This is a genomic window from Streptomyces sp. L-9-10, from assembly GCF_004151105.1.
Lineage (GTDB): Bacteria > Actinomycetota > Actinomycetes > Streptomycetales > Streptomycetaceae > Streptomyces.
The window spans coordinates 1-17,095 of the sequence record NZ_PHRF01000172.1; the positions used below are offsets into that span (position 1 = coordinate 1).

At 71.3% G+C, this 17,095-nt stretch carries 16 protein-coding genes and 1 pseudogene; 8 read left to right on the top strand and 9 right to left on the bottom strand.

Features of this window, described 5'->3' with window-relative positions:
- Nucleotides 1–189: 189 nt before the first annotated feature.
- From CU044_RS37175 to CU044_RS37195, 5 genes and pseudogenes are all read right to left on the bottom strand, one after another.
- Nucleotides 190–738 (bottom strand): annotated as a pseudogene (locus tag CU044_RS37175) (DUF6099 family protein); the annotation flags it as partial.
- 145 nt (nt 739–883) lie between these two features.
- Nucleotides 884–1,234, bottom strand: a complete 351-nt coding sequence (locus CU044_RS37180; protein ID WP_129773399.1) for a nucleotide pyrophosphohydrolase — start codon at nt 1,232–1,234, stop codon at nt 884–886.
- Nucleotides 1,231–2,376: an ATP-binding protein gene (locus tag CU044_RS37185; RefSeq protein ID WP_129773401.1), complete on the bottom strand. Its 1,146-nt coding sequence runs from the start codon at nt 2,374–2,376 to the stop codon at nt 1,231–1,233. The genes CU044_RS37180 and CU044_RS37185 overlap by 4 nt, the downstream gene beginning before the upstream one ends.
- A 55-nt stretch (nt 2,377–2,431) precedes the next feature.
- Nucleotides 2,432–2,836 carry a cell division protein SepF gene (locus CU044_RS37190; protein ID WP_129773403.1) on the bottom strand — a complete coding sequence of 135 codons (405 nt, stop codon included), beginning with the start codon at nt 2,834–2,836 and terminating at the stop codon, nt 2,432–2,434.
- Nucleotides 2,837–3,162: 326 nt separating this feature from the next.
- A complete protein-coding gene (locus CU044_RS37195; protein ID WP_129773405.1) occupies nt 3,163–5,256 on the bottom strand; it encodes a glycogen debranching N-terminal domain-containing protein in 2,094 nt (697 codons plus the stop codon).
- Between the two features lie 155 nt (nt 5,257–5,411).
- Between CU044_RS37195 and CU044_RS37200 the strand changes: the two genes are divergently transcribed.
- The 7 genes from CU044_RS37200 to CU044_RS37230 all read left to right on the top strand — a co-directional run bounded on the left by CU044_RS37200 (nt 5,412) and on the right by CU044_RS37230 (nt 12,492).
- Entirely contained in the window at nt 5,412–6,458 is a 1,047-nt protein-coding gene (locus CU044_RS37200) for a LacI family DNA-binding transcriptional regulator (protein WP_129773407.1), read from the top strand.
- Between the two features lie 106 nt (nt 6,459–6,564).
- Nucleotides 6,565–7,812, top strand: a complete 1,248-nt coding sequence (locus tag CU044_RS37205; protein ID WP_129773409.1) for an extracellular solute-binding protein — start codon at nt 6,565–6,567, stop codon at nt 7,810–7,812.
- An 80-nt stretch (nt 7,813–7,892) separates the two neighbouring features.
- Nucleotides 7,893–8,981 (top strand): sugar ABC transporter permease, encoded by a 1,089-nt coding sequence (locus tag CU044_RS37210; RefSeq protein ID WP_240046066.1) that lies wholly within the window; start codon nt 7,893–7,895, stop codon nt 8,979–8,981.
- Nucleotides 8,978–9,919: a carbohydrate ABC transporter permease gene (locus CU044_RS37215; protein WP_240046067.1), complete on the top strand. Its 942-nt coding sequence runs from the start codon at nt 8,978–8,980 to the stop codon at nt 9,917–9,919. The genes CU044_RS37210 and CU044_RS37215 overlap by 4 nt, the downstream gene beginning before the upstream one ends.
- A 207-nt stretch (nt 9,920–10,126) precedes the next feature.
- A complete protein-coding gene (locus CU044_RS37220; RefSeq protein ID WP_129773413.1) occupies nt 10,127–10,738 on the top strand; it encodes a ferritin-like domain-containing protein in 612 nt (203 codons plus the stop codon).
- Nucleotides 10,735–11,448, top strand: a complete 714-nt coding sequence (locus tag CU044_RS37225; RefSeq protein ID WP_129773415.1) for a ferritin-like domain-containing protein — start codon at nt 10,735–10,737, stop codon at nt 11,446–11,448. Before CU044_RS37220 ends, CU044_RS37225 begins: the two co-directional genes overlap by 4 nt.
- Nucleotides 11,449–11,637: 189 nt before the next feature.
- Entirely contained in the window at nt 11,638–12,492 is an 855-nt protein-coding gene (locus CU044_RS37230; protein WP_129773417.1) for an endo alpha-1,4 polygalactosaminidase, read from the top strand.
- Nucleotides 12,493–12,538: 46 nt separating this feature from the next.
- On the opposite strand, the gene CU044_RS37235 is transcribed toward CU044_RS37230, so the two are convergent.
- The 4 genes from CU044_RS37235 to CU044_RS37250 all read right to left on the bottom strand — a co-directional run bounded on the left by CU044_RS37235 (nt 12,539) and on the right by CU044_RS37250 (nt 16,253).
- Nucleotides 12,539–13,675, bottom strand: a complete 1,137-nt coding sequence (locus tag CU044_RS37235; RefSeq protein ID WP_129773419.1) for a DUF5954 family protein — start codon at nt 13,673–13,675, stop codon at nt 12,539–12,541.
- A 135-nt stretch (nt 13,676–13,810) separates the two neighbouring features.
- On the bottom strand, nt 13,811–14,251 hold the full coding sequence (locus CU044_RS38950) for a hypothetical protein (protein ID WP_165372057.1): 441 nt from the start codon (nt 14,249–14,251) through the stop codon (nt 13,811–13,813).
- 161 nt (nt 14,252–14,412) lie between these two features.
- Complete coding sequence (locus tag CU044_RS37245; RefSeq protein WP_129773421.1) at nt 14,413–15,105, bottom strand: HAD family phosphatase; 693 nt, start codon at nt 15,103–15,105, stop codon at nt 14,413–14,415.
- 227 nt (nt 15,106–15,332) lie between these two features.
- A complete protein-coding gene (locus tag CU044_RS37250; RefSeq protein ID WP_129773423.1) occupies nt 15,333–16,253 on the bottom strand; it encodes a ScbA/BarX family gamma-butyrolactone biosynthesis protein in 921 nt (306 codons plus the stop codon).
- A gap of 128 nt (nt 16,254–16,381) precedes the next feature.
- On the opposite strand from CU044_RS37250, the gene CU044_RS37255 reads away from it, so the two are divergent.
- Complete coding sequence (locus CU044_RS37255; protein WP_275670258.1) at nt 16,382–17,086, top strand: ScbR family autoregulator-binding transcription factor; 705 nt, start codon at nt 16,382–16,384, stop codon at nt 17,084–17,086.
- Nucleotides 17,087–17,095: the final 9 nt, after the last annotated feature.

Consider the following 17,095-nt stretch of genomic DNA (forward strand, 5'->3'; position numbering starts at 1 on the left):
ATTCGAAGATCCATGCCCTCCATCCTGCACCTTCGGGCAGGGCTCCCCTCTGCCGTCCCCGCCGATCCTGCTCTCCCGATCCCGCTCCTTCTCCCTCTCCCGGCCCCGCTCCCGCTCCCTCTGCCGCTGCCACTCCAGCCCGAGCTGCCGCTCCTCGCGCTGGCGCGCCCACTCCCGCTCCCGCGCGCGGTCCCGCGCCACGAGCAGGCGCAGCATCACGCCCACGCGGTCGTTGGACTCGTCGGCCGCGTCGATCGCGTCGATGCACTGCCAGTACAGCCCCTCCTCGTCCGTGGCACACGCCACCGCCACCAGCGCGATCCCGACCTCCCCCAGCAGTGCGCCGAGTCCGGTCAGGGCCGCCCGGATGTCGGCCACCCCGGAGAGCTGTCCGGCCCGTATCCGGCCGATGCGCGGCCCCGGACGGTCCGGGAAGCCGTCCGGCGGCCAGTCGACCGGCCCGTACGGTCCCTCCGATCCGTACGGCCCGAACGATCCCTCCGGCCCGTCCAGCCCGTTCGGTGCGTCCGGTACGTCCGGGAATCCGCAGTCGCGCCCGCCCCCCTCGGCCAGCTCCCGCGCCTCGCTCTTCAGCTCCTTCGGTCCGTTCAGCGCCAACTGGACGCCGATCGCCCGGGCGAGGCTCTGCGCCTGCCACGCCTCGGCGAGGACATCCCATTCGTCCGTGCTCCCGGCCAGGGCATGCCGGCTCACTCCGATGAGCCGTTCCGCATCCATCCGCAGCCCCCGTTCGTACGACAATCCTGCCCACGCAACTCCACTACCCAGAGTGAGGGATTGGCGACGGAAAGGCCAGAGCAATGGGGAAATCTCTGGACAGCAGGCTCGTTGTGCATAACTTGCCCACTCCGTAGAGTGACGATCAGGGCGAATCGCGGGCATCTGTCGGTCGCTTGGGCGGGAAGCGGACCTCATTCCGGTCCATCTTGGCGGCGAGCGCCGCGAGCGGGTCGATCCCCAGCGCCTCGCAGAACTGGAGCAGATAGGCGAGCACATCAGCGACCTCGTCCGTGACCCGGTGGGCCGTCTCCGGATCCTCCATCACCCGCGCCGACTGCTCGGGCGTCAACCACTGGAAGATCTCCAGCAGTTCCGACGCCTCGACGCTCAGCGCCGCCGCCAGATTCTTGGGGGTGTGGTACTGCTCCCAGTCGCGCGCCGCCGCGAACCGCGCCAGTCTGCGCCGCATTTCCGCTACATCGAGTTCCGTCACGGGTCCAGGTCTACCACCGTCACCCCGGCGGCCCCCCGCGCGCAGGAGGCGTCACCGACCGCCCCGACCAGACCGATCCTCCCCTCCGCGCAGACCGAAGAGGCCAGTGAGAGCAGTTCGCCCGCCTGCCGCCGGTCCAGGCTCCGGTCGAATCCGTCCGCGAGGACGGTGAGCGACCGCAGCGCCAGGGGCACCTCGGACGCCTGGTCCACGGCCAGTACGCCAGGACCGGTGAGCAGTACGAGCGCGAGCGCCAGATATCTCAGCTCGCCCTCGCCGAGCCGGCCGACGGGAGTGGCCGCCCTGACACCCGAGGCGTCACGGGCGAGCAGCGCGCGTACCGTGCCGTCGGCGAGCCGCTCGACGGCGAGTTCGGTCACCGGCCCCGCGCATCCGGCCCGCGCCGCCGCGGCCAGCCGGGCCCGCCTGCGGGCGCAGCCGTCACGCGAGCGGTCCAGCGTCCGGTCGAGGACCGCCGCCAGATTCTCGCAGCCACGGCGCAGCCGCCCCATTCCGGCGGCCACCGGAAGCCGCATGAGCTGGGGCTGCGGATCGCAGACGAACACGGACCGCAGGGCCAGCACGGTCTGTTCCGCGGCGGCGAGCACGAGCGACTCACCCGCCGTGCGGCCTCCCACCCGCAGCGGGAGCAGCGCCGTGCCCAGCCGGTCGTCGGGCAGCGGGGCCCGGGTCACCGGTACGGCGCCGGCCGTGTGCCAGGCCGCCTGGACCGTGGGCCGCCCCGGATCGCGCAGCGCCGTGGTGAGCAGGGTCTGCCCGCGGCCGGTCAGCCGTTCGCCGACGATACGGAGTTCGGGCTCGGCCTGGACGGCGAGATCGAGCCGTACGGGACCGACCGGGCCGTCGACGGTGCAGCCGATCCGGAAGCCGCGCCGCCCCTGGGCGTCGGGCGCGGCCCGTTCCGGAACACAGGCGACCGGATCGGGGAAGACCGCGGCGAGGGGTACGCCGGCGCCGAGCCTGGCGAGCGCCTCGTAGGCGCGCAGCGCCGTGGACTTCCCGCTGCCGCTCGCTCCGGTGAACAGGGTCATGGGGCCCAGGGGAAAAGCCGCTCCGCGGTGCGAGGTGAAGGCGGAGAGCCGCAGTTCGGTGATGGTGGGACGCGCGCGGGTTGCTTCCATGGCCGGACCGTATGCGGCCCAAAAGCTGCCGAACCGTTACGCCTCGGCCACCTTCCTACGATCGGGGGACGACGTCCTCCGCGATCCCCTCGACCTCCGTGCCGATGGGGGCCAGCAGGAAGACGTTCTTGTCGACCCGGTGCATCCCGCTGCCGAGCCCGAAGACGACTCCGCTGCTGAAGTCCAGGATGCGTTTGGCCACATCGGGCTCCGCGCCGGTCAGGTCCAGCAGCACCGGAATCCGCGCGATCAGATGGTCGGCGACCTCCCGCGCGTCTCCGAACACCTGCACCCGCAGCACGATGAAGCGCCGGTTCTCCGCCGTGAAGTCCTGGGGGACGGTGCGGTGATCGACCCGTGAGGGCCATTCGTCGCGTCCGCGCAGCGGAACGACCTGGGCCAGGCCCTCCCACTGCTCATCGGTGGCGTCGTAGCCGTCGTACCTGCCGTAGCGGCTCATCGGACCACTCCGCCCGTGCACTGTGTCTGCATTCGGCCATCCTCCCGCGCCTCACCCGTTCGGCCCAACAGCGACACGGCCCGACGGCGACACGGTCCGACGGCGACACGGTCCGGAAGCGGACCGGCTTCGCCGCCCGTGACCGGAAACCGCCACCGAAGTACCGCCGGAAAGCCTCCGACGCACCACCGGAGCACCGCCGAACCGCCGCCGACGCACCACCGGAACGCCGCCGGAGCACGGCCGGAGCCGCCGACGGGACCCCGCCCCCACGACAGCGAGTCCGCCTCGCCGGGGTCCCATCCTCACACCACGCACCCAGGGCATCAACGGGGCGTCACGGACTCCCTCTTCACCTCCAGGCCCGCCGGCGCCTCGATGTGCGCCGTACCGTCGGCCGCCACCGAGATGTCCAGGCGCCCGCCCGCGACGTCGAGACCCTCCACCTTCAGCGGCCGGTACGCCTCGGCGAACGCGGGCGCGACGGTCAGGGTGCCGCCGGGGACATCGGCCGAGAGCCCCAGCGCGGACTGGAGGACCATGACGGACGAGGCCGCCGCCCACGCCTGCGGCCGGCACGACGCCGGATAGGGCGAGGGCACCGGGTCGGTCGCCGAACCATGGCCGGCGAACAGCTCGGGCAGCCGGGCGTCGAAGCCCGCGGAGGCGGTCAGCAGCCCCGCGGCGAGCCCCGCAGCGGCGTCCGGGAACCCGGCCCTGGTCAGCCCGTGCACCGCGATCGCGGTGTCGTGCGGCCAGATGGAACCGATGTGGTAGCCGTACGGGTTGAAGCCCACGGAGTCGCTGCTCAGGGTGCGCAGCCCATGGCCCGAGTCGAGGTCGGGCGCGCTGAGCCGGGCGGCCAGCAGGGCGCTCTCCTCGTGGTTGAGCAGGCCCGTGCCCAGCAGATGGCCGAAGCCCGAGGTGACCGAGTCCACCGGCCGCTTGTCCCGGTCGAGGGCGACGGCCGGGTAGGCACCGCGCTCGTCCTCCACCCAGAAGTGGCTGCGGAACCGGTCGGACAGCCGCTCGGCCCACTCCTCCCACTGGTCGGCGCCGGGCCGGCCGAAGGCGCGCAGCAGCGCGGCGCCGCCGCGGGCCGCCTCGTACGCGTACGCCTGGACCTCGCACAGCGCTATCGGAGAGGTGGCGAGGCGTCCGTCGCGGTGCCGGATGGAGTCGCCGGAGTCCTTCCAGCCCTGGTTGGCCAGACCGCGTCCCGTGTGGTCGATGTACTTCAGGAAGCCGTCTCCGTCGGCGTCGCCGTGGTCACGCATCCACGCGAGGGCGGCCTCGGCGTGCGGCAGCAGCTGTTCGACCTGGTCGGGGGCGAGCCCCCAGCGCCAGGAGTCGTGCAGCAGCGTGATCCACAGCGGGGTGGCGTCGACCGTGCCGTAGTAGGACGGCGGCAGCGAGAAGCCCTCGTTGAAGTCCTGGCTCCCGCGGCGCACCTCGTGCAGGATCTTGCCGGGCTGCTCCTCGGTGTCCTGGTCCGTCCTGACGCCCTGGCGGCGCGCGAGCGTACGCAGCGTACCGGCGGCGAGTCCGGTGCCCAGCGGCAGCAGCATCCGGGCCGCCCACAGGGAGTCGCGGCCGAACAGCGTGAGGAACCAGGGGGCTCCGGCGGCCAGGAACTGGTCGGCGGGCGCCTCGGGGTCGGTGAGGCGCAGCCGGTCGAGGTCGGCGGCCGACTGGCCGAGCCAGTGGTCGAAGCGCCGGTCGGCGCTGCGCAGCACCGGGGTGCGCCAGGGGACGCTGTCCGCCGTGGGGGCGGGGAACTGGTCGCCGTCCTCGTGAGCGGCGTCACAGTGCAGAACGGCGGTCCAGACCGCTCCGGGCGCCAGCTCGATGTCGTACTCCAGCCGTCCGGACGCCGGGTCGACGGCGGCGGGCGCCGGGGTGGAGGTGAGGCGTACGGCGAACGCCTCCTTGGACCAGTCGAGTCCGTCGGCGGTGGCGGTCGCGGGAACCGGGCTCAGCGCGTGCCCGGTCTTGACGCGCTCCATCGCGGCGAGGTCGGTGGCGGCGGTGACGATCAGCCGGAGGCGGACGTTCTGCCCTCCCGCGTTGGAGACTTCGAGGGTCTCCTCCAGCCGTCCGGGGGTGACGCGACGGCGGCGGTGCAGGGTGACCGCCGGGTCGGGGGTCTCCTCGCCGAGGCCGCGCAGCACTCCGCGGAAGGCCGCCCGGTCCGCACCGTCGAAGGCTCCGCGCACCGGCGCGATCGCGATCCCGCCGGCCTCGACGGTCAGCCGGGCCAGCGCTCTGCTGTCGCCGTGGTAGAAGCCTTCGGCGCCACCGCCGATCTGCCCGTCCGCGTGGGAGATCACGAAGCTCGGCGCGTACAGCGTCACACAGGCGTCGTGCAGGAACGGCTGGAGGCCCTCGGCCGAGGGGACCGCCGCTGCGACGGAGTTCATAGTGTCGTGGGTCTTGACAGTGGTGGACAACAGAGCAGAACCTCTCAGTCATTGGAGCGTTCCAAGAACCCTAACGACGACTTCAGCTCGTTGACAATGGCATTTGAACGCTCCAATCAACTCGTCGTTTCGCACAAACCGTTCCGGAGACCGTCATGCCCCGCTCCCCCAACGCGCCTTCGCCCAAGGCCGGTCCAGTGACCCTGGCCATGGTCGCGCGGCGTGCCGGGGTCTCTCCGCAGACGGTGTCAAATGCCCTGAATTCGCCCGAACTGTTGCGCTCCGAGACGTTGGAGCGGGTCCAGCGCACCATCGACGAGATGGGGTACCGCCCGCACCGGGCGGCGCAGACGCTGCGCACCCGCTCCAGCAAGCTCATCGGCTACGGCATACGTCCCGCGCCGGGCAACTCGGCGCCGGTGATGGACCGCTTCCTGCACGCGCTGTCCCAGGCGGCCGACGAGGCGGGCTACCGGATCCTGCTGTTCGCCTCGCCGCCCGGCAACGCCAGTCTGGACGGGCACGAGGAGCTGATCGATCTGCACAGCGTCGACGGCTTCGTGCTCAGCGGCACCGACCGCGGCGACCCCCGTCAGACCTGGCTGGCCAAGCGCGGCATACCGTTCGTGGGCTTCGGACGGATGTGGTCGGGCCGGCAGATAGGCGACTGGGCGGATGTCGACGGCGCCTCGGGCACGGACGCCGCGGTCGAGCACCTGGTGGCCCTGGGGCATCGCAGAATCGCGTTCCTCGGCTGGCCGCGCGGCTCCGGTGTCGGTGACGACCGGGCCGAGGGCTGGCAGCGCGCCATGCGCCGGCACGGTCTGCCGGTACGCGGCCGGCGCGCGCAGAGCCTCGACGACACCTCCTCGGCGCGGGCCGCCGTGGCACCGCTGCTCGACACGGGGGCCACTGCCGTGATCGCCGCCAGTGACATGCTCGCCATGGGCTGCTACCAGGCGCTGCGCGAACGGAACGCCGCGCCGGGCAAGGACGTCGCCGTCATCGGCTTCGACGACTCTCCCACCGCGGCCCTGCTCTCCCCCGGCCTGTCCACCGTCGCCCAGCCGCTGGAAGCCGCGGGCCACGAGTGCGTACGCCTGCTGCTCGCCCGGATCGCGGAGCCCGGTGCCCCGCCCGAGCGTGTCCTGCTCGAGCCGTCCCTTGTCGTCCGCGACAGCACACCCGCCCCGGGAAGCTGACCGCGCCGCCACCGCCCGGGGCGAAGAACGCTCCCGGGCCATTCCCGCACAGCACGCCCTTCCCGGGCTGCTGAGTCGCTCGTTCCCATTACTTCTGGAGGAATTCATGGTCACCCGCACGGCCGCCGCCGCCGCACTCGTCACCTGCGCGGCGCTCCTGGCCGCCACCGGCTGCTCGTCCAACTTCGACAGTGGCAAGGACCAGGCACAGGACAAGGCCGAGAAGCAGAAGCTGACCGTCCTCATCGCCACCTCGGGTGACGCCGAGACCCAGGCGGTGAAGGCCGCGGCCGCCTCGTACGCGAAGAAGTCCGGCAACACGGTGACCGTCGAGGTCGCCAAGGACATGAACCAGCAGCTGGCGCAGGCCTTCGCCGGGCACAAGCCGCCGGACGTCTTCTACGTCAACTCCGACCAGTTCGCGAACTACGCCAAGGGCGGCTCGCTCTACGCGTACGGCGACCAGATATCCGACGCCTCGGACTTCTCCGAGCAGCTGCTCTCGTCGTTCTCGTACGAGGGCAAGCAGGTCTGCGTGCCCAAGGACACCTCCACCCTCGGTCTCGCCATCAACTCCGACCTGTGGAAGAAGGCCGGGCTGACGGAGAAGGACTACCCGAAGACCTGGAAGGAGCTTCAGAGCGTCGCGGACAAGCTCACCACCAATGGCGTCACCGGCCTGGTGACCAGCGACGAGTACCAGCGCCTCGGGGTCTTCATGAAGCAGGCGGGCGGCTGGCTCACCGACGCGGACCAGAAGAAGATGACCGCCGACACCCCGGAGAACGCCGAGGGTCTCGCCTTCGTCCAGTCGATGCTGAAGTCGGGCTCGATGAAGTTCGCCAAGCAGGTGGACACCAGCTGGGGCGGCGAGGCGCTCGGCAAGGGCAAGGCCGCGATGACCATCGAGGGCAACTGGCTCGACGGCGGCATGAAGCTCGACTACCCGGACGTGAAGTACGCCGTCGCCCCGCTGCCCGCGGGTCCGAAGGGCGAGGGCACACTCGCCTTCAGCACCTGCTGGGGCGTCGCCGCCGACAGCACCCACCAGGCCGCGAGCGTCGACCTCGTCAAGCACCTGAGCTCCGCCGACCAGCAGCTCGCCTTCGCCGACGCGTTCGGTGTCATGCCGTCGCGGACGAGCGCGCTCACGACGTACGCCGAGAAGACCCCGCAGGCCAAGGCCTGGGTGGACGGCAGCGCGTACGCGCAGGGCCCGGTCACGATCGCCGGCTTCGACAAGGTGCTGAGCCAGTTCAACACCGACCTCCAGTCGCTGCGCACCGCCGACCCGAAGAAGATCCTCGCCGACCTCCAGCGCAACGGCGAACAGGCGATCGCGAAGGGCAACTGAGCCCCATGCCCCTCCGTACCGTGCGCGCGCCCCGCGCACACCGATCGACCGGCACACCGGGCGAACCTGACACGCCCGGCGTGACCGGTACGACCGCGACGGCCCGTGCCCGCGCCCCGCGCGCGGGCCGTCGCGGGGACCAGCGCCGGGAAGGCACCTGGGGCTGGCTGTTCGTCAGCCCCATGGTGCTGGTCCTCGGACTCTTCCTGGTCCTGCCCATCCTCATGGCGCTGTGGGTGAGCCTGCTGAACTGGGACGGACAGTCCAACCCGTTCAGCGGCGAGGCCGACTTCGTGGGCCTGGACAACTACCGGACGCTGTTCACGCAGGACGGTCTCGACCGCACCCTCTTCGCGACCGCCCTGCGCAACAACGCCTATTACGTCCTGCTGACGGTGCCCCTGCAGACCGGGCTGGCGCTGGGCCTGGCCCTGATCGTCAACCAGAAGCTGCTGCGGGCGCGTGGCGCGCTGCGTACGACCTTCTTCTTCCCGTCGGTCACCAGCTCCATCGCCGTCTCCACGGTCTTCCTCTTCCTCTTCCAGGGCAGCGGGGCCGTCAACTCCCTGCTGTCGTGGATCGGCGTGAAGGGACCGAACTGGTTCGCGGACCCGCGCGGGGTGCTCTCCCTGGTCCTGGGCGGCCTCGGGATCGTCGATCCCGAACGGCCCTCCGGGATGCTGGCGGACCACTCCTTCATGGGGCTCTCGTGGTTCGAGTGGCTGTCCGGCCCCTCGATCGCGATGTGCACGATCATCCTGCTGGCCGTCTGGACGACCTCCGGCACCTTCATGCTGATCTTCCTCGCGGCGCTCCAGGACATCCCCCGGGAGCTGGAGGAGTCGGCCGCGCTGGAAGGGGTCAACCGCCGTCAGCTGCTGCGGTACGTGACGCTTCCCGCGCTGCGTCCCGTGCTGTTCCTGGTGCTCACCCTGGGACTGATCTCCACCTGGCAGGTCTTCGACCAGGTGTATGTGATGGGCCAGGGCGCCCCGGGCAATACGACGCTCACGCCCGCGTTCCTGTCGTACTCCGCGGGCTTCGACAACGCGGACTTCGGGCAGGGCTCGGCGATCGCGTTCGTGCTGCTCGCCCTGATCCTCTGTCTGACCGCGTTCCAGCGCTGGGCCCTGCGGGAGCGCGGCGCACGTAAGGGGAGGAAGCGATGAGCGCCGGTGCTACGGCCGTACGCGACCGGGTCGAGCGGGCCCGGCTCCGGCGCGCCGCCCGCAACCCGGCCCGCCCGCCGGTCCTCGGACGGTTCCCGGTCCCGCTGCGGGTGCTGGGGTACGCGCTGGTGGTGGGGGTGGCGCTGCTCTATCTGCTGCCGTTCCTCCTCCAGTTGGTGACCGGTTTCAAGACGGACCCGGACGCGGCGGCGCATCCGCTCTCCCTGCTGCCGACCACTCCCACGACAGCCGCCTACCAGCGGCTGTTCGGGCTGAGCGAGTCGGCGGACGGTGTGCCGTTCCTGCGCTGGCTCTCCAATTCGGCGCTGGTCGCGGTGATCGTGACCGCGGGCCGGGTGCTGTTCGACTCGATGGCCGGGTACGCGCTGGCGCGGCTGCGCTTCCGTGGCCGCTCGGTGCTGTTCGGCTTCGTGCTCGCCGTGATGGCGGTGCCCGGAGTGGCCCTGCTCATCCCGAAGTTCCTGGTGCTCAACACCTTCGGGATCTTCGACACGTACACCGGCATGATCCTGCCGCTGCTGGTGGACGCGGCGGGCATCTTCATCATGAAGCAGTTCTTCGAGTCGGTGCCGCGCGAGGTCGAGGAGGCCGCGCGGGTCGACGGTGCGGGGGTGTTCCGGATCTTCTGGTCCGTCGTCCTGCCGATGGCCAGGCCCGCGCTGATCACGCTGACGATCCTGTCGTTCCAGGGATCGTGGAACGAGTTCACGCATTTCCTGGTCGCCACCCAGTCCGGTCAGTACGAGACGCTCACCACGGGTCTGGCCCGCTTCGTCTCGGGCGGTCTCGGCGGCGGCACGCAGTATCCGCTGAAGCTGGCGGCCGCGCTGCTCTCCACGCTGCCGGTGGCCGCGCTGTTCTTCTGCTTCCAGCGCTACTTCGTCAACGGCGCCAATTCGGGCGCGGTCAAGGAGTAGCGGTACGCGGAAACACGGCCGGAGCCCGGCTCCGGCACTGCCCCGTCGCCGGGTACGGCGACGGGGCAGTCGCGTATTGCGCCGAAGAGGTGAAACAGCCCGGACTGTCGGGGATGTCCCACAATTCGGCGGCGCCCGCGTCGCGAATGTGTCGGAGACAGAGCGCGTACCCGCGGTGGTGCGGGCGCCGAGGAAAGAGGGGGCGTGATGGGCTCGGAGCACATCGACACCCGGCCGCTGGAACCCACGACGCGGGACGACATCATGGCGCTGCGGACCGCGGCGTCCTTGGAGAACCTCGCGGTGAGCGTCTACCGCACCGCCGCCGCGCTGCCGTTCATCAAGGACGGCAACGCGACGCTCCAGGAGTTCATCGCCACCACCACCCGGCACCACGAGGAACACGCCAAGGCGTTCAACACGGCCGCCGTCCAGGCGGGCGGGCAGCCGCAGACCGGGACCGACCCGAAATACGCGGCCGTCGTCCAGCGGGAGCTGCCGGCCGCCAGGACCCCCGAGGACGTGATCGCGCTCGCCCTCTCGCTGGAGGACGTGGCCGCGCAGACGTACACCAAGAACGTGGGCGGGGCCGGCACCGCGCGACTGCGCCGGCTCTTCGCCTCCGTCGCCCCGGTCGAGGCCCAGCACTGCGCCACGCTGCTGACCGTTCAGTCGCTGCTCGGCTCGGGCGACAGTGATCTGATCGGGATTCCGACGGACGCCGCCGCGCTGCCCGCCGCCGCCGGGACGGCCGGATTCCCGCACACCTTCTACCCGACCGGCAACGCCTCGCCGAACTCCGAAGGGGCCGCGCGGTGAACGCCGCGCCCGAAGGGGGCGGCAGGGAACTGCCCCAAGCCGGTTCCGCCGACGAGACCGGGGCACGCGGCCCCGGCCGCCGAGGGTTCCTGCGGGGTGCGGGAGGCGCGGGGGCCACGCTCCTGCTGGCGGCCTGCTCCGGCGAGAAGGACCTGTCCTCGCGGTCGCCCGTCGACCAGGCCAGCGTGATCGCGCACCGGGTCGCCTACCCCGGCGATCTGCGGACGGTCGCGCTGGCGGTCGCCCTGGAGAACCAGGCCGTGGGCGTCTATACATCGGCGCTGGACGCGGCCAGGGCGGGCAGGCTCGGGACCGTACCGCGCGCGCTGACGAGCTTCCTCACCCGGGCGAAGGCGCAGCACACCGAACACGCCAGGGCGTGGAACACCGTACTGACCCGCGCGGGCAAGCCCGCCCTCACGGATGTGCCGCTCTCCGACCAGAAGGAGATCACCGCCACGCTCGCCAGGGCCACCAGCGCGGCCGACGCCGCCACGCTCGCGTTGCAGCTGGAGGAACAGGCCGCGCAGACCTATCTGATGACCACCTACAGCGTGCACAGCACCTCGGAGATCGAGACCGCGGCCACGATCGCGCCCGTCGAGGCGATGCACGCCTCGGTCCTGCGCTTCATCCTGGGCGAGTACCCGGTGCCGGACGCGTTCCTGCCCGTCGACCGGGCAGCCAGAACGAGTCTGCTGACGGTGTGAGCCGGGGCCAGGGCCTCTCGTTCGGATCATGCCGGGCTCGCGTGCCCCGGCGGCGGGCAGCCCCCGGCTCCGGTGCGAAACTTGCCGAGGGCTGTCCCGCCCACCAGAGACGACGGGGCAGTCCTCAGGCCCGTACCGCTCCGGAATCGAGACACCGCCTTGCCGTCCGCCCCCGCCGCCCGACCGTCCATGGCTCCACTGCTCGCGTCGGCACTGGCACTGGCTCTGGCGCTCTCCGGATGCGCCGCCTCCGACTCGGCGGACGGCTCCGGCGCCGCTCCCCCGAAGACCGGGGACCCCGCCGCCACCACCGGTCACGCGGTACGCCCGCCCCGGGCGAAGGACCCCTTCGACTACCAGCTCGGCGGCGCCTACGACCCGCCCGACGGGGTGCGGACGGTCATCCGGGACCGTACGGCGGCCCCGGATCCGGACCCCGGCATCTACAACATCTGCTACATCAACGCGTACCAGACCCAGCCGGACGCCGTGGCGTGGTGGCGGAAGAACCATCCCGACCTGCTGCTCCGCGACGCGGACGGTGGGACCGTGATCGACGAGGACTGGGCGGAACCGCTGCTGGACATCTCCACCGGGGACCGCCGCGAGCGGCTGGCCGGCATCGTCGGCGGCTGGATCGACGGCTGCGCCGACCGGGGATTCGACGCCGTCGAGGCGGACAACCTGGACTCGTATCTGCGCTCGGACGGCCTGCTCGACCGCGCGGAGGCCGCCGCCTTCGCCCGGCTGCTGGCCGGGCGCGCCCACGGGGCGGGCCTGGCGATCGGCCAGAAGAACGCGGCGGAGATGACCGGGGTACGGGACGAGATCGGCTTCGACTTCGCGGTCGCGGAGGAGTGCGCGCGGTACGAGGAGTGCGACGCGTACGCGGAGGCCTTCGACGACAGGGTGCTGGTGATCGAGTACCGGCGGGCGGACCTCACCGTCGCGTGCCGGGAGTGGGGCGACCGGCTGTCGGTCGTCCTGCGGGACCGGGACGTCGTACCGGCCGGAGAGCCCGGCCATGTCAACGCCCGCTGCTGAAGGGCGACTTGGCCCCGGGACCGCCGGCCGCCGGCACCCCGCCCCGTCAGGCGTCGCGACCCCGCTCCCGCCGCTGGGCCAGCAGCTCCTTGCGGCGCGCCTCCTCCTCGTTGAAGAGCGCCGCCAGCCGCTGCGTGTGCTCGTCGAGTTCGATGGGGGCGTCCTCGTCGTCGTCCTCGGAGATCAGCCCCTCCGCGACGGCCTGCTGGTGCTGCACCATCACGGGAGGCTGCGGGTCGGGGTCGGAGGGGCGCGGGCCCTCGGGGCCGTCCGGCCCGATACGGACCAGGCGTTCGATCCGTACCACCCTGAACCGCCGCCCCTCCACCTCCACTTCATTGCCGCGCTCCGCGTCGAGCCGGTCCGCCGCGGCCGCGTAGGGTGCGCGCCGGTCCGGTTCGAGGCCGAGCTGCCACGGGATCATGACGCGCAGCGCGACGGCGAGGGTGTCCCGCGCGCCCTGCGGTGTGGTGCACGTCCCGGTCGAGTCGGGCCGCCAGCGCCCGGACTCCTTCTCCGCCGTCATGAAGGTCGCCGGCAGGAGGACCCCTCCGGGATGCGTCCGCGCCGCGATCCGGGAATCGTCGCGGATCTCGTCGGGTACGGTGCCCGACTTGCGTACCAGCGAGAGCAGTTCGACCTTGAGGATGCCCTGGGACATACCGGTGGCGATGACGGGGTCGAAGACGAACCCGGCGGTGGGATCCGGGGCCTTGTGCGACTCGCCGGACTCCATGGGGTCGGGGTCGGTCGGGCGCGGGGGCTCCGGTCCGTCGGGTCCCGAGCGTACGTAGCACTCCGCGCGGGCGACCCGGTGGCGGACGCCGAGCACGGTCAGCTCGTCGAGGGTCTCCCACTCCATCCGCTCGGCGGCCCGCATGCACTCCTCGTATCCGGCGCGGTCACCGGCCTTCTCGCACTGCTCGGCCCGTCTGCGGAACTGCGAGCCCATGGTGTCGCGGCCGTCCTGCGGGGCCAGCCCCGAGAACGACGAGACCAGCTCCCAGCCGCCCGCCTCGCGTTCGCGCACCACGCCGAAGAGCGGCCCGCCCGCCGAGAGGATGTCCGGATAGCTCTCCCGCGCCCGCCATGCCTCCACATCGGCCACCGCCTCGACCGGCCCCTCCGGTCCTGACACCCGGATCGTCCGGTACGCGGGCACGTTCTCACCAAGCTCAGCCATGTCCATGAGCATGCCCGTACGGCCGGGGCGCACGGGGCGATTCCAGGGAAAGAACCACCGACCGCGTGACACCGTGCCGTACCCGTACATACGTACGCCCATCCGGGCGGGCAGGGAGCCGAACCCGCGTACGGGCTATCTCGGCCGGCGGAGGCGCCAGGGAAGTCTGAGTCCACGGCGGGCGGCCCATCGCGGCAGCGCGGGGCCGGAGAAACGGCCGCCGTACGGTCGCGGGCGGCCGACGTCCACGCCGGCGCCGCCGTCCGGTGCCGTGCCCGTGTCCACCGGAGGGCGCAGGCCCTCCTTGTCGTAGCGGGTCGCGGCGATCGTCGCCACGAGCTGCTCCTCGGTGAAGGTCTCGGAGCCCCGCACATGCGGGACGAAACCCACGAGGACGCCGTCCTCCACCACCTCGGCCCGCAGCCCGAGCACCCCGTCGATGTCCCAGATCGCCTCGCCGCCCTCGGCGAGCACGATCTGCACCCCGCACTGGTAGACCCCCAGGTGCGCCAGATGGGCCATCACCCCGCGGGCCCGCAGCGACGACACGAGACGGCCGGCACGATCCTCATCCATCCGATGGCCATCTCCCTGTGCGGCAGCTTCTGGACGGATATGTCCTCTGGCACTCATGGTAGGCCGATTTCCGGGGAGGGCGACTTCCCGTTTTCCGGGGAGGGCTGCTTCCTGTTCTCTCCTGCCCCGCCGGACCGCACGGCGACCGACGGGGCCGGCGGTCAGCGCGAGTACTGCGGCGGTACGCGCCCGGAGGCCCAGCCGGAGACTTCCGGCTCGTCCAGCGAGCGGACCCAGAGGTCCACCAGTGCGACGGTCCGCGCGTCGGGCCAGGGGCCCACGCCCATGATGCGCATACCGGCCTGGTCCGCGGCCTGGATACCGCAGTGGGAGTCCTCGATGGCCAGGGTGTCGGCCGGGTCGGCGCCGCAGAGTCTGGCCGCGGTGAGATAGACGTCCGGATGCGGCTTGGGCCGCATCTCGTCCTCGGGCACCACGATGTGCCCGAAGAGGTCGAGCAGACCCGCGGTGTCGAGGCTGGATTCGACGACCTCGCGCGGGCAGTTGCTGGCGACGGCGAGCGGCGCGAACTGCGCTGCCATTTCCACGAGTTGACGTGCGCCGGGCATCGTCATGGGGTTGTCGGCGACCCGCGCGCCGAAGTGCGCGAGCAGCCGGTGGGTCATCTCCTCGCCGAGGTCCGGGCGCCCGGCCTCGTCCGCCATCAGGCGCCCGCATTCGCTGTAGTGGAGCCCTTTGGCCCGCTCCGCGAAGCCGGGAGCGGGGGTGAATCCGTACTCGCGCAACGCCAGAATGCGCGCGTCCTGCCAGTGGCATTCGGTGTCCATGAGAGTGCCGTCGCAGTCGAAGACGATGGCTGAGGGAGTCCAGGAAAGGATGCGTTGAGCTGTCATCCGCGTGCTTCCGTTCAGGAGTGCCCTAAAAGCGGCAGCGCTGGCCGCCGCAACGGTGCGAAACACCGCGGGCGTGTTGGTCACCCGTTGTCGGACGGGTGCGATCCCTGGCGGGCGCGGCCATATGGAGAAGGCCAGTTCCGGCGACCGCCAGGAACATAACGATCGCTACGCTAGAGAGGACTACTCTCGGCAGTCAAGCGATTGCATTTAGTGTCTAAATCTGTTTATTGGTAGCGGAGGACTCCAAAGGCCTTCTGTTCGCCGTCCTGGAGAAAGCGGAAGACGCAGGTCGCGTGGTGCGGCACGCACAGAACGCGGGCGGCCGGGCTGTATTCGATGAAGCGCGCCGTTTTCAGCCGACCGGCGGTAGGCCGCAGCAGCCTTCCGCCGCTTTCGAAGGCCGCCGCCTGCCGGGCCGCCTCCAGCACGACCATGCCCGGGACGTGATCCGAGGCGTGGTCGAAGAAGAAGGGATGCCGCATATCCGCGGGGTCCACCAGCAGGGTGGCACCCTCGGTCCCGATCACGACATCGTGCGCGCCGGTCACCCCCAGCCGCCGGGCATCGGGGCGGGCCAGGGCGTCCGCGCGTGCGACGGACGGAGCGGCGGTCCCCGCGCGGCCCGCCCGTACGGTGCCGTACTGCTCGGGTTCGAGGAACCGCGCACCCCCGCCGGCCAGCGCGAAGAGTGCCCCGTCGGCCAGATAGGAGACCTGGAGCCGCAGCCCGGTCGCGGATCCGTCCGGGGCGTGGCGCACATGGGCGACCCGCACCCGGCAGGTGACGGGGGTGGCGCCGGAGGCCGCCCGCGGCTCGGACGCGGGGTCGAGGTCGAAGAACAGATCGGTGATGATCAGGCTCGCGGCGGGTGAGACCCCGAAATACCGCAGCGGAATGTAGATCCCGAGCTGACGCAGTGTCTCGACGATCATCAACGGGCTGTGCAGATCGGCGCCGTCGCGCGGAAACGTCGGATGAGAGCGGGGCCAGGAGGCGGCGGCTTCGAAATCGCCGTTTTCGGTCTGACGTACGTCGGTGAGCAGCACCTCCGCCACGGAGACGCGATGCACCATCTCGCGGTCGACGGTGCGCGACCAGGACAGCGGCCGGACTTCCCCGGCGATGTCACCAACCGATGTATTCATGCGATAAGAACATCGCAATTCTCCGGTACGCGCACCCCAGCCCGCCCCCGCCGTACGCCGTCACGCCCCGCGTGAAAAGCCGCTACATTGCGTGCTGTCATTTAACGGAACGGGAATCCGGGGTACACGTGCAGGTTCGGGCGGAGCAGGTTCGGGCGAAAGCGACGCGCAGGTTTCTCCTGGAGGCTGCGGCACATTTGTTCGATGAGCGCGGCTATGCCGGTACCAGCATCAGTGATATCAGCGCGCGGTCCGGCCGTACCAGCGGGGCCATCTACTTCCACTACGCCAGCAAGGAGAATCTGGCCCTGGCCATTGTGGAGGAGCATTTCGCGACCTGGCCCGAACTGATCGGCCGTTACAAGGCGGCCGACCGCCCCGCGCTCGAAAGGCTGGTCGCCCTGAGTTTCGACGTGGCCAGAGCTTTTCGCGACGATGTCGTCATCCGCGCCGGTTCCCGGCTGTGGGCGGAACGCGCGGCCATCGACGTCACGTTGCCCCGGCCGTTCGTCGGCTGGCTGGAGACGGTCACCGCGCTGCTCGAAGAGGCCCGCGCCGAGGGAGCGCTCGCCCAGGGCGTGTGTCCCGAAGTGGCCGCGCACGGACTGGTCTGCGCCTTCTTCGGGCTGCACACGGTCTCCGACGCCCTGGAGGGACGGCGGCAGATCGAGGAGGGACTGTCGGATCTCTGGCTGCTGCTCCTGACCGCGCTTCAGACGGACCCCGACCCGGCGCTGCTGCTCGCGCGGGTACGTGAACGGGAGCGCGCCGAGGGAACGACGGACGAGCGCCGGGAGCGGTTCGGGGACCGCGTACTCACCAAGAGCGGCTGAGCGCCCGGC

Excerpts from the sequence above, each read along its gene's own strand:
- CU044_RS37185 (WP_129773401.1), bottom strand. The coding sequence starts at position 2,376 with ATGGAAGCAACCCGCGCGCGTCCCACCATCACCGAACTGCGGCTCTCC.
- CU044_RS37190 (WP_129773403.1), bottom strand. The coding sequence starts at position 2,836 with ATGAGCCGCTACGGCAGGTACGACGGCTACGACGCCACCGATGAGCAG.
- CU044_RS37195 (WP_129773405.1), bottom strand. The coding sequence starts at position 5,256 with ATGAACTCCGTCGCAGCGGCGGTCCCCTCGGCCGAGGGCCTCCAGCCG.
- CU044_RS37200 (WP_129773407.1), top strand. The coding sequence starts at position 5,412 with ATGCCCCGCTCCCCCAACGCGCCTTCGCCCAAGGCCGGTCCAGTGACC.
- CU044_RS37205 (WP_129773409.1), top strand. The coding sequence starts at position 6,565 with ATGGTCACCCGCACGGCCGCCGCCGCCGCACTCGTCACCTGCGCGGCG.
- CU044_RS37215 (WP_240046067.1), top strand. The coding sequence starts at position 8,978 with ATGAGCGCCGGTGCTACGGCCGTACGCGACCGGGTCGAGCGGGCCCGG.
- CU044_RS37220 (WP_129773413.1), top strand. The coding sequence starts at position 10,127 with ATGGGCTCGGAGCACATCGACACCCGGCCGCTGGAACCCACGACGCGG.
- CU044_RS37230 (WP_129773417.1), top strand. The coding sequence starts at position 11,638 with ATGGCTCCACTGCTCGCGTCGGCACTGGCACTGGCTCTGGCGCTCTCC.
- CU044_RS37235 (WP_129773419.1), bottom strand. The coding sequence starts at position 13,675 with ATGGCTGAGCTTGGTGAGAACGTGCCCGCGTACCGGACGATCCGGGTG.
- CU044_RS38950 (WP_165372057.1), bottom strand. The coding sequence starts at position 14,251 with ATGGATGAGGATCGTGCCGGCCGTCTCGTGTCGTCGCTGCGGGCCCGC.
- CU044_RS37245 (WP_129773421.1), bottom strand. The coding sequence starts at position 15,105 with ATGACAGCTCAACGCATCCTTTCCTGGACTCCCTCAGCCATCGTCTTC.
- CU044_RS37250 (WP_129773423.1), bottom strand. The coding sequence starts at position 16,253 with ATGAATACATCGGTTGGTGACATCGCCGGGGAAGTCCGGCCGCTGTCC.